Consider the following 14,706-nt stretch of genomic DNA (forward strand, 5'->3'; position numbering starts at 1 on the left):
TTCTGCGATTTGAGTTATGGTTTGGAGAGCGGAGAGCGTCATGCAGGATGCCTCGCAAGAAGAAACCGCCCACAAGGTAGTGTGGGCGGCCGTTAAACGTTTATATCAAAAAGATGGGCACAGCGGTAACTGGGTGCTAAAGAAAAAGTCAGATGTTTAAGCTGTTTTATTCAAATCGCTACGAAACACTCGCTCAGGCTTTGCTGGACGATCTGGCCGCCGATCCGCTTGATCCTTGGTCCACTCCCTCCATTATTGTGCCAAGCGTTGCCCTACGTCGCCGTCTTGAATTAGATATTGCAACCCGCTTTGGCATATGCATGAATGTTGATTTTGCGTACTTAGCGCAGTGGCTATGGGCACAGCTTGGCCGCATATATGAGGTTCCCAAGCATTCTCCTTTTGCGTCAGAACAGTTGGTATGGCATTGTTATCGTTGGTTGGACGCGCGTCGCTGGCCGGCTGAACATAACGCGCGACTCAGCGCCTATTTGCAGGCGGCTGACGCTACCATGCGTTATGAACTTGCCCAGCGGGTTGCGTTACTTTTTGAGCAATATTTAACCTATCGCCCGGACTGGCTTAATGCTTGGTATGCCGGGCACTCGCCGATTGCACTGCGCACTACAGCGCCAAGCTCAAACGATGCTGGCACACAGGCTACCTGGCGCAGTGATGAGGCTTGGCAAGCCCAATTATGGCGTCGGCTGTTTGCTGAACTTGCGGCGCCAGGCGAGACTGCGCCTGCTGCCTATCGCTTTTTGACTGAGGCGGCTACGCTAAAGCCAGAGGCGGTGGCGCGCGCGGCTTGGCCTAAATGTGTGCGAGTTTTTGCTTTACCTACAATACCGCCATTGCACCTGGCTCTATTGCGTGAACTTGCGCGCTGGATCGAGGTGCGCTTATATCTGATGAACCCTTGCCGTGAATACTGGCATGACATTGTCGATGCGGCCCGAGTCAGTGCATTGGCGTTAGACAATAAAGTTGATTATCACGAAACGGGTAATGTGTTGTTGGCTGAGTGGGGCAAGCAAACTCAAGCGCAGCTGCATTTACTGCAAGAGTTGAGTGAAGGTGCGCTCAGCACCGAGACCGCGCTGTATATCGAGAACGAAGCCCCGACTTGGCTGGCAGCGCTGCAAAATGCCATCCTCAATTTGCAGCGTTGGCCGGTGCCGCCCGCGGCAGGCAAAGAAGCTGAAACCGGAGTCGAAGTGCATGTGTGCCATAGCCTCATGCGTCAGCTTGAGGTGCTGCATGATCGGCTGCTTGGGTTATTCGATGCAAACCCTGCTTGGATGCCGGCCGATGTATTAGTGGTTTTACCTAACTTGACGGCAGCCGCCCCGTTGATTGATGCCGTGTTTGGCGCGACCGACAGCAAGCGTCATATTCCTTATAGGATCACCGGATTGCCGCGCTTGCAGTCCAACCCGATGGCGCGCGTTTTATATGAAATGCTTGAGTTACCTGCGCGTAGCATTGGCGTGGTAGCTTTAATCGAATGGCTACGCACGGACGCATTAGCTGCGCGTTATGCAATTCGTGCTGAGGATAAGACTCAAATGGATGCCGCAACCTCTACGCAGCGCCAAGAGGGCGGAGGTGATGCCGTATTTGAAACGATCCGGCTCTGGCTTGCCAGCGCGCTGGCGCGGCGTGGTCTTGCGCCAGCGCATGAGGTTCTGACGGCTCAAGAAAACTTGAGTGCGCCGGAGCGGCATACTTTTGCGGACGCGCTCATGCGGCTTTATCTTGGCTATGCATTGCCGGCGGGGGCGTTGCCGCTGGCAGAGTATCTACCCATGCTCTCTCTAAGTGGTGCTCAAGCTAGCCTGTTAGGTTCTTTGTCCCGCTTTATCGATGATTTAGCTGAGTTTGCGGATGCATGCGCGCAGGCGCACTCGGCGACTGCCTGGCGCGCGATTTTGTTGAATGCGCTTGAGCGCTTTTTTGCAATCGATGCTGAATCAGCGCAGCCAATCACTGAACTGCGCGACATAATTATAGCGCTTACCGGCGCGATTGCGGCCGGAGATGCAACCCAGCAAGCGATACCAGCAGCCGTGCTGCGTATGGCGTTTGGGCGGGTGCTGAATGAGCCCGCGCGGGGAGGGGTGCCAACCGGTGGTGTGACATTTTCTGCACTGACCAGCTTGCGGGGTTTGCCTTACCGTGTGGTATGCATATTGGAGGCTGGGGAGGGTGTATTACCCGGTAAGGTGCGTACCGATGAATTTGACTTGATGGCGGCCTTTAGCCAGGCCGGAGACCGCCAACGGCGCGATGATGAGCGCGCCGTTTTCCTTGACCTGGTGCTTGCTGCGCGCAATTATCTATTGCTTGCCTATACGGGGCGCAGTATTCGTGACAACACGCCTCTGCCGAGTGCTGCTGTGGTCAGTGAATTATTGGATTATTTAAGCCAGGCATTGGCTGGGCCGAATGCTACGCAAGCTGAAATGGTGGCGGCGCGCGCGCGGTTGGTGATTGAGCATCCGTTGCAAGCCTTCGCGGTTGAATATTTAAATCATGAGAGTCGGCTGTTTACGTATGATCCAGATCGCGCTGAAATTGCCAGCGCGCTGCGTTCGAATCCATCTTCGGCCGAGGGTCATGCGCTACCGTTTTTTAGCGCGCCGTTGCCACTAGAGGACAGCCAGGAAATTTTCTTAGATGATTTTGAGCGGTTTTGGCAACATCCAGGGCGGGCGTTATTGCGCGATAGGCTAGGTATTGCGCTGGCCCATGCTCCGCGTGAGCAATCCGATTTTGCGCCGTTTGCACTTGAATATGCTGGACGGGATGCGTTGGCAAAACGTCTGTTGCCAGGATTATTGGCGCAGGGGGATACGCCACCTGAAACTAGCCCGGCAAATCAAACTCAGAGCGTACCGAAGCTTTTATTTGAACGCGCAAGTCGTATTGCGCTTGCCAGTCCTGAACTACCTGATGGCGCAACGGGCGTATTTGAGGGAACGCGCGAATTGAATGCCTTAGCAGCGCTTGCTGCGCGCATTCGGGCGGCCCGTGCGGCTGGCGTGGCAAGCTATCCGTTCGCGTTTGAATTAGAGCCAAAATGGCCTGCGGCGCCATCTGTATGCAACGAGCTCGCGGCGGTTGCCGCTTTAGATGCGCGCATCCAGTTTACGGGCGTATTAGAGAATGTCAGTCAGGAAGGATTGCTTCTGTACCGCTCTGGGCGACCCAACGCGCGCGACTATCTGAGCGCGTGGTTATGTCATTTGGTTTTATGTGAGTTGGCGCCAGAGGGCGTTAAGCCGCGTACAGTATGGCTAGGCGACTCCACGGACTTTACTTTAAATCGGGTCCAGGATGCGCGCCGGTATCTAAATGAATTAATCGCGCTGTATCGCGTGGGTCGCTGTGCGCCACTGCATTTTTTCCCAAAAAGTGCTTGGGCTTTGATGAGTGATGGCGAGGACGCTGCGCGTAGAATATGGGTTGGCAATCAGGGAACCGCGTCGCACAGCGTGGCCGAAATGGATGATATATGGTTCCAGCTGATGCTACGTGGCGAATCGCTCGAAGGGATGTTAGATGCGCGTTTTAAGGCGCTGGCGCAAACCGTGTTCGCGCCACTGCTCGAGCATCTTGAGCTGGCGCGCAGCCGATAACACTTCGAATTTTCTTAAGCAGATAACCTAGAGCGCGGATTTTTTGAGGCCATGCGCAGGGACTTTAAAATCGTTTTGGAACAGGCATATATGTACGAAAGACGGCGGGGCGGTGGACGGCAATTTGTTTGAGAGTGGGCCGGTTGGGGCCCATGCGGTGAGCGATATAGAACCGCGCCAGTCGAACGTGGATAGCGAATTCGCGCCGTTTAAATGTCCGCTTGCGGGGGTGAGTCTGATTGAGGCTTCAGCTGGCACCGGTAAGACTTGGAATATCTGCGCCTTATATGTGCGCCTTTTAGTTGAGAAAGCGCTTAAGGTTGAACAAATTCTTGTCGTTACGTTTACTAAAGCGGCGACGGCTGAATTACATGAGCGGATTCGTGCTCGTTTAGCGGAATTGGTCCATGTGCTGGCAAGCGTGGAGGCGGTTGATGATCCTTTTATCGTTGGCCTACTGGCTTTACTAGAACAGCATAAGATAACGCGCGCCCAAGCAAAGCTGCGGCTTGAATCGGCGTTGCATGGTTTTGATCAAGCCGCAATTTATACCGTCCATGCATTTTGTCAGAGCGCGCTTCAAGAAGCGCCGTTTGCCGCTGGAATACCATTTGAATGTGAGCTGCAAACTGACGATGCAGCAACGCGTTTCGAGCTCGCCGCTGAATTTTGGCGGACCCGAGTTGAGCCTACGGCTGCGGCTCATCCGCATTTTGCAGCCTGGCTGGTTGAGCATGGTGCGGGACCTGCCACACTGGCTGAAGAATTTGCGCGTTGCGCCCAAAAACCGCTCGCGCGGCTTATCTTTGGCGCAAACCAGCATGACCCGATAGATCAAGCGCACTCGCCGCCGCTCGCAGCTTTATTTGAAGCTGCGCGCAGCTTATGGCAACTGCAGCAAAGTGAGATTGCACACCAGCTGAGTGAAGCGTTGCCAGTGCTGAATGCCAAGACTTACAAGCCAGCTACGATCGCAATCGCTTTAGGCGCTTGGGGAGACTATTTCGCTGCGGGCAATCCGTTTATTACGCTAGGCGAAAAAGCTGAACTTCTCACCGCAGCTGTACTCGAAAAGCGCACTAAAAAAGACTGCGCAGTGCCGCGCCACGCATTTTTTGAATTAGCGGATGAACTCATTAACGCATTATGCGCAGCGGATGCGCTTAACCGCGCGCATTGGCTATCCTTGTTAGCGGGCTGGTTGAGCTGGGCCAAAGGGGCTTTACACGAGAGAAAACGTGAGCAGCGTCTGATGTCCTTTAATGATTTGTTGAGTTCTTTACATTCCGCGCTTAACCAACATCAAGAGCTTGCAGGTGCGCTTAGGCGACGTTATGCAGCGGCGTTAATCGATGAATTTCAAGATACTGATCCCTTGCAATTCGATATTTTAAGCCGGATTTTTGCGCCACATGGCCCCCTTTTTCTAGTTGGCGATCCTAAACAAGCGATTTATAGTTTTCGGGCAGCTGATCTGCATACTTATCTAATGGCGCGTAAACAAGCGTATGCACGTTATACGCTTACGGTAAATCAACGCTCAAGCGCTTCTTTAATTGCGGCAGGTAATCGGATTTTTAGTGCAAATGCGGCCGCTTTTGTATTGCCTGGGCTTGAGTACCAGCAGGTCCATGCATCCCTGCGTGTGCGTGCGCCTTGGGTTGAGCCGTCAGAGTTAAAGCCATTTTCCGCGATGGCATATGAGCAAGAGGCTGAGGTGCAGCCAGCAGATTGCCGGGTTTGGTTACTGCCGCAGGGTGATGCGGTATTGACTAAATCGCAAGCGCTGCAGGCGGCGGCACAGGCATGCGCGGCTGAGATTGCGCGTTTGCTTGCGATCGGTACGGCAGCGCTAAGCTTAGAAGCAGCAGCCCATATCGGTGCGACTCCGCTCCGCGCGGGCCAAATCGCAGTCTTGGTACAAACGCACCGGCAGGGAAGTTTGATGAAGCGGGTGCTGGCTGAATGGGGCATTGGCAGCGTTGAGCTCGCGCAAGTATCTGTGTTTGAGACGCAAGATGCGGCTCATCTTGAGCATATACTGCTCGCCATTGATACGCCCGGTGATTTACGCTGTTTGCGCGCGGCGCTGGCGACGGATTGGATTGGAATAGATGCGCGCGCGCTGCATGCAATGGATGCAAATGAGCAGGCGCTGCTGGTGCCTAGCCTAAGTTTAGCGCAAGCGCAAAGCGAGAGCTGGGCGGACTGGATTGAGCGCTTTGCAGATTATCGCAGGCTATGGCATGAACGAGGTTTTGCTTTTATGTGGCGTACGCTATTGCGTACTTTGCAGATTGCCCAACGGATTGCGGCGCGATCTAATGGCGAGCGGCGTTTAACGGATTTAGGCCATTTGGCGGAATTGGTGCAAGCTTATGCGGCTCGGCAACCGGGCATTGAGCCGGTGCTGCGCTGGCTTGCCACGCAGCGCGCAGAGCGGAGGGGGGGCGATGAAGCACAGCTTCGGCTTGAATCCGATCGAGAGCTGGTGCAAATTGTGACGGTGCATAAGGCAAAAGGGTTGGAATATGCAGTCGTGTTTTGTCCATTTTTGCATGATGGCGCAACCCGTACAGCGCCTTCTGGCGCATTGCCTAGGGTTTGTGAATATCATGACGAGCAGGGGCATGCGGTGATTCATTATGGCGGTGCGCAAGCTGACGAAGAGCGGGCTAAGGAGGCTGCGCGCTATGAGCAGGCGGCTGAGCGCGTACGCTTAATTTATGTCGCGCTGACGCGCGCAATTTATCGCTGCTATTTAGTGGCTGGATCGTATACAAGCGGGCCGCAACGATCCACTAAACAAGCCCAGCAAAGTATGCTGAACTGGCTGGTGGCGGGAGCGGGTTATGATTTTCCAAGCTGGTTGGCTAAAACGCCCACCGATGACGAGATCTTCGCTTGCTGGCATGCGCTCGCTCAGCCGCGTCCTAAGTCTGCCCCCACCGCACTGGAGGCGATCCATCCTCAAGCGCTGATGCAGCAGAAGTTAATCACGGTAGAGCCATTGCCGATGCCGACTCAGCCGTTGCAAACGCCTTTGCCTCTAAAGCCGCAGGCGCTTTTACGTGCGCGCGTTGGGCATCGGTCCTCGTTTGCAAGCTGGCGCTTCGCAAGTTTTAGCTCGCTTTTTAGTCGCGCCGATTCTGCGGTGCAGGCAGAATCCCAAAATATTGCTCTAGCTTACAAATCTGAGGACATTCTTCATTTCCCGCGGGGCCTTGTTGCAGGCGAGTACCTGCATCGGTTATTTGAACTGACGGATTTCACTCAGCCCACGAGTTGGCTTGTCGCCATTGAGCGCGTGTTGCAGGAGCGGACCTTGCCGGTAGGCGTTGAACCCGCTGTATTGCGCAGCATGCTGACAGGTTTATTAAGCAATTTAGCTAATACGGAACTAACGCCTGGTTTGAAACTGGCTACGGTCAATCCAAAGCGGGTTTTTCGTGAATTAGAATTTACCTTTAGCGCTCATACCCTTGATTTATCCGCGGTGCGCGAACTCCTCAAAAAGCATGGTTATCTAGATATAACATTTGAAGCAAAAGAGCTCACCGGCTATATAAAAGGCGCAATCGATTTTGTCTTTGAGCATGCAGGCCGGTTCTGGATGGCAGACTGGAAATCAAACTATTTAGGTGCTACCCCGGCGCACTACAATCAAGCCTCATTACATGCTGCTATGAGCATCCATGGCTATCATTTGCAGGCGCTTCTCTATACGCTTGCGTTGCATCGTTATTTACGCATTAAACAGCCTGCTTATGACTATGCAGCGCATTATGGCGGGTATGTATATTTATTTGTGCGAGGGGTGCGTCCAGACTGGCGAACCGAGGGGCAGGCAGCCGGGGTGTACCATCATAAACCGCCGCTAGAGGTGATTGATGCGCTTGATCGTCTGATGTATGGAGAGCACGCATGACATCAGTCGAGCTAACCTCTGACCTTTTAGGTGAGTCGCATAAGGCCGGTGATCTGGTCGCCTTAGAGCCGGCGCTGCTTGATGCGGCGCAATTTTTAGCGGATGGTTTTGCGCGGCGCATCAAACTGTTGGCACAGCGGCTTGGGGCCAGCGCCCAGGTGGCACGCGTCACGGCGTTGGCGGCAGCTGAAATAAGCCGTGCTCATTCGCATGGACATGTTTGTGTGGCGCTCAACGTTCTAGCTGAACGCTTAGGCGAAACCCCGTCGGCCGTGCAGCGGTGGTTGCGCTCAAGTGGCCTGGTCAGCGACGGTCAAGCAGCAGATATTGAATTGCTGCCGCTTGTGCTAGATAACGGGGGGCGACTTTATCTGGCGCGTTACTATGCTTATGAGCGGCGTATCGCGCACGTGCTTGCGGCGTGCGCCAGTGCGGGCCGGCTTACGGTAGTGAGTGGCGGACCAGGCACCGGTAAGACAACGGCAATGGTGAGTCAACTGGTGAACTTACTCGAGGCCGACCCGGCGCTCCGGATTGTGCTGGCTGCGCCTACGGGCAAAGCTGCCCAGCGCATGCTGGCTGCACTCAGCGAGCGTGCTAGTCACCTTCCTGCCGCGCTTAAGCAGCGTTTACCCGAGCAGTCTTTCACCTTGCATCGATTGCTGGGTGCGAGTCGGCGGCTTAGCGCCCAGCCTACTGCTGCGTTGCCCTATGATGTGATCGTGGTGGATGAAGCGTCGATGATTGATGTTGCACTGGCGGCTCAACTGGTCGATGCGCTTGCCCCACATAGTCGGCTGATTTTGTTAGGCGATAAAGATCAGCTAGCAGCGGTTGAGGCCGGAGCAGTATTTGCTGAGCTCAGTGTCAGCCAAGCATTGGCCCATTGCGTGAGTCGACTCGAGCATAATTATCGTTTTGGGCTTGAATCAGCGATTGGACGGCTATCGCTAGCGATCCGCGCTGGCGCGCCAACCGAGGCATTAGCAGCGTTAGTCATTGAGTCGCCTGCGTGTGCACCTCTTGGCTTAGGTTTTAGCAGCGCCGCTGCCGTATTAATCGACGATGATAGCGAGGCGCTGAGTGCACGTTCATTAGATTTTGTGGCGCATGGTTTTGGTCCTTATGCCAAAGTGCTCAAAGATTTCTTATCTGAACTAGCTAAGCCGCAGGCGAAGTGTGACCTAGGCCCGTTATTTGAGGCATTAAACCACTACCGAGTATTGAGCGCTGTGCGTGCCGGGCCGCGCGGAATTGAAACGCTCAATGCGGTGTTAGCGGCCCGTGTTTGCGCGCTGGCAAATATAACCTTGGTGCAGGGGGCCGTATGGTTTGCCGGCCGGCCTGTCATGATTACACGCAACGATTATGCGCTGGGCCTTTTTAATGGCGATACGGGGATTGCCTTGCCGGTAGCGGGAAATAAATTCCGGGTTGTCTTTCCAACCACAGATGGAGGCTGGCGCGCAGTGTCTCCAGCGGTATTGCCGCCTCATGAAACGGCGTTTGCGTTGACCGTGCATAAAGCGCAGGGCTCGGAATTTAATCAGCTGGCTTTTATCCTACCTGCCATGGCCCATAGCGGATTAACGCGTGAGCTAGTCTACACGGCGATTACGCGTGCGCGGCAAACGCTTGCAATCTTGGGGAGTCCCAGGGTCTTTGAGCATGCTATTTTAACGCCGACTAGACGTGCAGCGGGATTGTCTGCACGTCTAGAAGAAGCCGTTTTGCTGCAACAAGATTAAATTCCTTGCAGGTAACGTATCAACTCCAGCGACTTTTAAACGGAAGTCGAGCCGCATGCACTGGAGCCCCAAATACATGGTTACCGCTAATGTGGGGCCGGTCACAATCTAAGGAAGATCCTTAAGCGCTTGGTGCTTTTTCGGCTTCATTTTTGGGCCAGTCAACGGCATTCATTCAGTATGACTTACGCCTTTTTTATCCCCGTTTAAACAAAAAAGGGCTTTTTCAGGGGCGACTAGTTAGACACGTGCAGCAGCCGAGCATCAAGATACTGCTTGATCCCGGCCAAGATTTCTTCTTTACTAAAATCGCTGAAGGCGAGCGTACGGAGTGCGCTACCAGCGCCGTTATGTTGGTACGTACACAGGGTAACTCGATCACGAAGTTGGCCTAGCACCCCATCAAGATAGGCTTTTGATTCGTGTTCATCAAGGCTCGACAGTTGACGTTCGACGCCGCTCAGATCAAGAAGATCTTTAGACGGATCAGCGGGCCATGAGATCTGTCGTTGCAGATGGTCAGTCAACGTTGGCCCATGTGTGCCCTCACTCGAAAGAGAGCGCTCCAATAAAGCCATCTCAACGTTGAACTCGATAAGCGTCGCAATCGCTACATCTTTGGCGTCACCAATCTCAACGGCCTTCATATCCCAAAATTCTAATTTCGCGAAAAATTCGTTATGACGCATAGCCTGAGAGGGATCAGCACCTTGGCGATCGGTCAGATCATTACTCAGTTCTTGAGCTGAGTGAGAAAATCCTTCGCGGGAACGTTTCGGATCTGGTTTGATAAATTGTTCTGAATTTTTCTCAAGAATACGGAACTTTTCGGCATGGCTAAGACCGGGCGCGACTTTCAGGTAATTATCGTCGAAAGCTCTGCTCGATTCAAATGAATAAATGTCTCCGAATCCTGGGCGGCGCATACCAGTTGCTTGCAAAGTATGTTGCCCAACAGATGCATCAGGCGTAGCCGGCATGAATACGGCCGATGGAAGTCCTTTCCACTTTGGACGATCTAGTTGCTCCGCTCGCGAAATAATGTTTGCCTTGAATTGCGCTCCGATAAACGTTGAGGGCGTTGCGACAATATCAAGGCCGGGAACGTTGTTCATTAAGGTATCAAGCTCACGCTTGGCGGGAGTCTTGCCACCAACCGTCTTTTTATCGGATGCGTAGCGCAGTGTGCGCACGAACGCTGGTTTCCCGCCCACAAAGCTGTCTTCGATCGTGCTATTTCTTTCGAATAGAAAATGCTCGCTCCCCGGAAGGGCTGAATCAATCGTAGCACCGTTGCGAAGCTTTTCGTAGCTTGCTGCAACTTTTTGAACTTCTCTCTTCTTTTTGTGTACGCGATTGAGCGTGCTCAGATGCTCTTGAGTTATGCAATCAAGCACACGCGGGCTTGTGCCGGGATTGCGAAGGCTATCTAATAGTCCACCACGTTTACGTTTCTTCGTCAAAGTTGATACGAGATCAGGGACTGGTCGTTTTGGCTGAGTCGAATCGTGTGTTGAGGCGGATAAATTCAGCTTGTTAAGAACATTAAAAGAAGTCGATGTCATATAGGTAGAAAAAGCAAAAGGTGGAGTTCTTCGTTATTCCAGCAGTTACGCGTAAAACCCCTATAAGGTGCTGGGAAGATGAAGAAGCCGTCGAATAATTAGTCAGTAAGACCTAATGGGCGCGCTACTGGCTCATTGAATCAGGTTGGTGCGCTGCGCAGATGACAGCATCCGAAGCATGTACGATTTACGCGAAGCTTTGGCGTCTGAGATGACCCGTTACAAAGCTGACATGGATTGCCACGGCGACAGCGCTTCGGTACGGTAATCGCTCCACAAATTGATAGGAATAGAAAGTAGATGGAATGGTAGACCCCCTCCCTCAGGGGAGAGCAGTCAGGTGTTCGACCTGCAACTTGCATTGGGTTGAGGAAGCATGACCTTACCCCCCCCACATTAAATATAAGCGATCACCAACGTAGCGTAGCGCCGGCCATCCAGGAATGGTTAAGCGCCTGTTGATTGAGCCCACGTTTATAACCAAGATCAAGATCGACTTTTTGATTCAAGCTATAGATTGCGCCTACCAGCGCAAAGCCTTCTGGTTTACTCGTGTCGGGATCTTCATTGCTGCTATAACCATAATCAGCAAGTAAGGTTATTTTTTCATTGAGGCGATAGAGTCCTGCGGTTGAGGCGCTTAATAGATTCCGACGGTCGCCGTAGACATTGTTATTGCGCGTATATCCGACATTCGTCAACCAAGTGAATGAGCCTACTGTATATTGCATCAAGCCCCGCGTACTGTAGGTGGCGCGGCCATTGCCCAGTCCGTTGTGATCATTGGCAAACGGCAATGACACCGACGGTATCAGCCCGAATGACAAGCCATTTCTCTCATAAAACCGCCATTTGAGGCCAATCGTCGGATCATTAAAGCCACGCGCGGATGAGTCGGGTAGATCAGAGCGCAATCGTTGATAGGGCGTACTGATAAAAACATCCAGTGAATCTCTTAAACCATAAGTCAGTTGAGAGTTCCAAGTTTGCTCGCGTGCCGTATCTAGCGTTGCAAATTCTGTATTAAATTCATATTGCCATTGACCTGTACCTTGCGTACCCGTGTCATCCGTGGTTAATGGATGGCCGGCAAAACAAACCGCGGGCAAAAGTAATCCAAAGAAGGAAAGTGCTTTAATCATAATTGAATTAAAAAAGATTCCAGAGCGAGCGAACGGCTTTGCAACCTATTTTTGCAAACCGGCACTGGAGAAGGGGTTAAATTGCACAAGGGAACACGTCCTAATTTAAAAGAAGTGGTTTGGCAACGATAAGCGCCCCAGAAAACTCTCTTTCTTTAATTTGCGAAACCGGGAGTGGTAAACCGAAAAAAGAGAAAGGTGCGGTTGCCGGGGGCATTTTTTCTATCAAGCGCTGACGCAGAAAATTGCTTGGGAAGAGAACTATGAAATGGTGCGACGCGAGGTTGCGTAAATGATTGTCTCGCCTGCCAATAAGCAGTAGAGAGACCAACTGTTCCGTCAGTTGTAGCCTACCGGCGCATGCAGGGCTGGTAACGACTGAGGTAGGCGTCTCTTTACGGCCAAAACACTGGATGAAGTTTTTAAAATTGGTTCAGCATTATCGACGGGGCTCGGGCTTTTTTTAAAGAACAAGCGGAGGAAAGATTGCCATAGCACGAGAGGCTTCGTTTATTTGTAAGCGTTGCTTAACTTGCTGACCAAGCTGGTAAACGCTTAGGGCATAAAAAAAGCTGCGATTATAGTTGGTGATTACGGCAAAATTACGTAGGCCGAGCTTATATTGGGTTGGCTGTTGAGGAATAGGTAAATCAATAATATTGACCAAGGTGTCTGATTCGGCTTCTATATCGATTGTTTCATTGAGTAATAGGCCCGCTTTAATTAATTCACGTAGCTTTCGGCGCGGTTCAATTTTTCCGTCCGCGCCTGCCTGCGCAACGCCTAGGCTACTGCTATCAGAGGCAATTTCCCAGATCACGGGCCGGCCGGCTTCCCAGCCGTGTTGGCGTAAATAATTAGCAACACTGCCAATTGCATCTGCGACACTCGTATATAAATCCACCTTCTGGTCGCCATCATAATCAATTGCGTATTGCATAACACTGCTGGGCATAAATTGCGCAATTCCTACTGCTCCATTGTAAGAGCCTAAAATCCGAGTTGGGTCAAGGCCTGTCGCGCGCGTCCAAAGTAAAAAAGCCTCCAAATTCTTACGAAATAGCGCTCCGCGCTCTAACTGATTTGGCCGCGCTGGGTAGTCAAAAGTCAGAGTCGTTAAAACGTCCAGCACCGGGTAATGACCCATATTGCGACCATAGAAAGTCTCAACGCCAATAATCCCGACAATAATTTCAGGCGGCACGCCAAATTCTTGGTGCGCGCGTTGCAAAGCGTCTTGATGGGTCCGCCAGAAGCGCACGCCAGCATTGATGCGCTCTGGGTTAAGAAAGCGTGACTGATAGGAGAGCCAGTTACGCGGTGCTGATGTGAGCGAGGGCTGTTCAAGTTTGACCACTGCATCTGAATATTTAGCCTGCTCAAAAAGCGCGCGGAGCATACTCGGCTCAAAATGATGGCGGGTTGCCAGATCACTAATGAAAGCCTCAACCGCCGGATTGTTTTGATAGCGTTTTGTAGCGGGAGTTTGTTGCGCGGATATTTCAGCTTGAGATTGGGCCGGCGTACAGCCTGCGATGAGCGCGCTGCTCGTCACAAACATCCCGCTTAGAAACATGCCAGGAAAAAATACATAGCGGTTAGCGAGAAGAGCTAAGATGCGCGTCACATTCATCATGAATAAATAGAATAAGATCAATTGCATCAATATATAGCACGAACGCGCAGTTTTCGCTATAATCCGCTTCTTGCTAAGCATAGGCGCTGAGAAACGCTTGGCTTTACAACAGATGCCCAGGTGGTGAAATAGGTAGACGCAGGGGACTCAAAATCCCCCGCCGCAAGGCGTGCCGGTTCGATTCCGGCCCTGGGCACCAAGTCAATATAAGGGTTTCAGACTGATAGAGCTTTTTTAGCTTGTTCTACAAAAATTTATTTTGTAGGCATTACCATCCTTCTTTTTTCCGCACGTAGTGTTCCATCACAAGGGGTGCTGGGCACCCAGTCAACCCCTAAAAATTAAGCCACGCCATTACGCCCAGCACCGCAAATATACCTGCCGCAATAGTATGCACTAGGCGTTGTGGCAGCCGGTGCGCGAAGCGTTCGCCGAGCAAAATAGCAGGTACGTTTGCTATCATCATGCCCAGCGTTGTGCCTATCACCACGCCCCAAAAATCATGGAAGCGGGCGGCTAAAGCAATCGTTGCCAGTTGTGTTTTATCCCCTATCTCAGCAATGAAAAAAGCCACTAACGTAATGCCAAAGATACCAAATTTACTCGAGTTATACTGTTTTTGCGAGTCGAATTTATCCGGTACAAGCATCCATAAACTCATGCCAATGAACGAGATTGCTAGTGCCCAGCGCATTAATTCGGGGGTCAGTTGAGCGCCTAGCCAAGCCCCCAACGCGCTGGCTAGAGTATGATTGACTAGCGTTGCAATCAGGACGCCCAAAATAATGGGTCCCGGTTTACGATAACGGGCTGCCAAAACTAGGGAGAGTAATTGTGTTTTATCGCCTATTTCGGCAAGCGCCACGGTGCCCGTTGAAATTAAAAAAGCAGTTAACAAAGTTCGGACTCCTGGCTGTGTGTCAGTGTCAAGAATGAAGTGTAGTGCGCTGAGCCGTCAAGCGTAAATCGTTAGCCAGTAGGCTGTTTAAGCTTGAGTCTACTTAAGCATTGCCATTAAAATCGCGTAGATCAGATATGTTAACACT

The 14,706-nt window shown here is 52.1% G+C and carries 8 protein-coding genes and 1 tRNA gene; 5 read left to right on the forward strand and 4 right to left on the reverse strand.

Going from position 1 to position 14,706, the window contains the following annotated elements; all coding sequences use genetic code 11:
* The first annotated feature begins 40 nt into the window (after positions 1-40).
* From MPB2EB_RS03245 to recD, 4 genes are all read left to right on the forward strand, one after another.
* Positions 41-160 carry a ChaB family protein gene (locus tag MPB2EB_RS03245; RefSeq protein WP_232534478.1) on the forward strand — a complete coding sequence of 40 codons (120 nt, stop codon included), beginning with the start codon at positions 41-43 and terminating at the stop codon, positions 158-160.
* Positions 153-3,641: an exodeoxyribonuclease V subunit gamma gene (gene recC, locus MPB2EB_RS03250; RefSeq protein ID WP_185182425.1), complete on the forward strand. Its 3,489-nt coding sequence runs from the start codon at positions 153-155 to the stop codon at positions 3,639-3,641. Before MPB2EB_RS03245 ends, recC begins: the two co-directional genes overlap by 8 nt.
* 157 nt (positions 3,642-3,798) lie before the next feature.
* Positions 3,799-7,569, forward strand: coding sequence for an exodeoxyribonuclease V subunit beta (gene recB / locus MPB2EB_RS03255; protein WP_370576626.1), 3,771 nt, complete (start codon positions 3,799-3,801; stop codon positions 7,567-7,569).
* A complete protein-coding gene (recD, locus tag MPB2EB_RS03260; RefSeq protein WP_232534479.1) occupies positions 7,566-9,317 on the forward strand; it encodes an exodeoxyribonuclease V subunit alpha in 1,752 nt (583 codons plus the stop codon). The genes recB and recD overlap by 4 nt, the downstream gene beginning before the upstream one ends.
* Positions 9,318-9,553: 236 nt before the next feature.
* Here recD and avrBs1 read toward each other — a convergent pair whose 3' ends face one another.
* From avrBs1 to mltB, 3 genes are all read right to left on the reverse strand, one after another.
* A complete protein-coding gene (gene avrBs1 / locus MPB2EB_RS03265) occupies positions 9,554-10,780 on the reverse strand; it encodes an AvrBs1/Avra family type III secretion system effector (RefSeq protein ID WP_185182426.1) in 1,227 nt (408 codons plus the stop codon).
* Positions 10,781-11,292: 512 nt separating this feature from the next.
* Positions 11,293-12,024: a transporter gene (locus MPB2EB_RS03270; protein ID WP_185182427.1), complete on the reverse strand. Its 732-nt coding sequence runs from the start codon at positions 12,022-12,024 to the stop codon at positions 11,293-11,295.
* Positions 12,025-12,487: 463 nt separating this feature from the next.
* Positions 12,488-13,687, reverse strand: a complete 1,200-nt coding sequence (gene mltB, locus MPB2EB_RS03275; protein ID WP_232534480.1) for a lytic murein transglycosylase B — start codon at positions 13,685-13,687, stop codon at positions 12,488-12,490.
* A gap of 87 nt (positions 13,688-13,774) precedes the next feature.
* On the opposite strand from mltB, the gene MPB2EB_RS03280 reads away from it, so the two are divergent.
* A tRNA-Leu gene (locus tag MPB2EB_RS03280) sits at positions 13,775-13,859 on the forward strand.
* Positions 13,860-13,994: 135 nt separating this feature from the next.
* On the opposite strand, the gene MPB2EB_RS03285 is transcribed toward MPB2EB_RS03280, so the two are convergent.
* Positions 13,995-14,558, reverse strand: coding sequence for a TMEM165/GDT1 family protein (locus MPB2EB_RS03285; RefSeq protein ID WP_185182428.1), 564 nt, complete (start codon positions 14,556-14,558; stop codon positions 13,995-13,997).
* Positions 14,559-14,706 lie beyond the last annotated feature (148 nt).

It is taken from the genome of Mycoavidus sp. B2-EB, from assembly GCF_014218255.1.
Taxonomy (GTDB): Bacteria; Pseudomonadota; Gammaproteobacteria; order Burkholderiales; family Burkholderiaceae; genus Mycoavidus.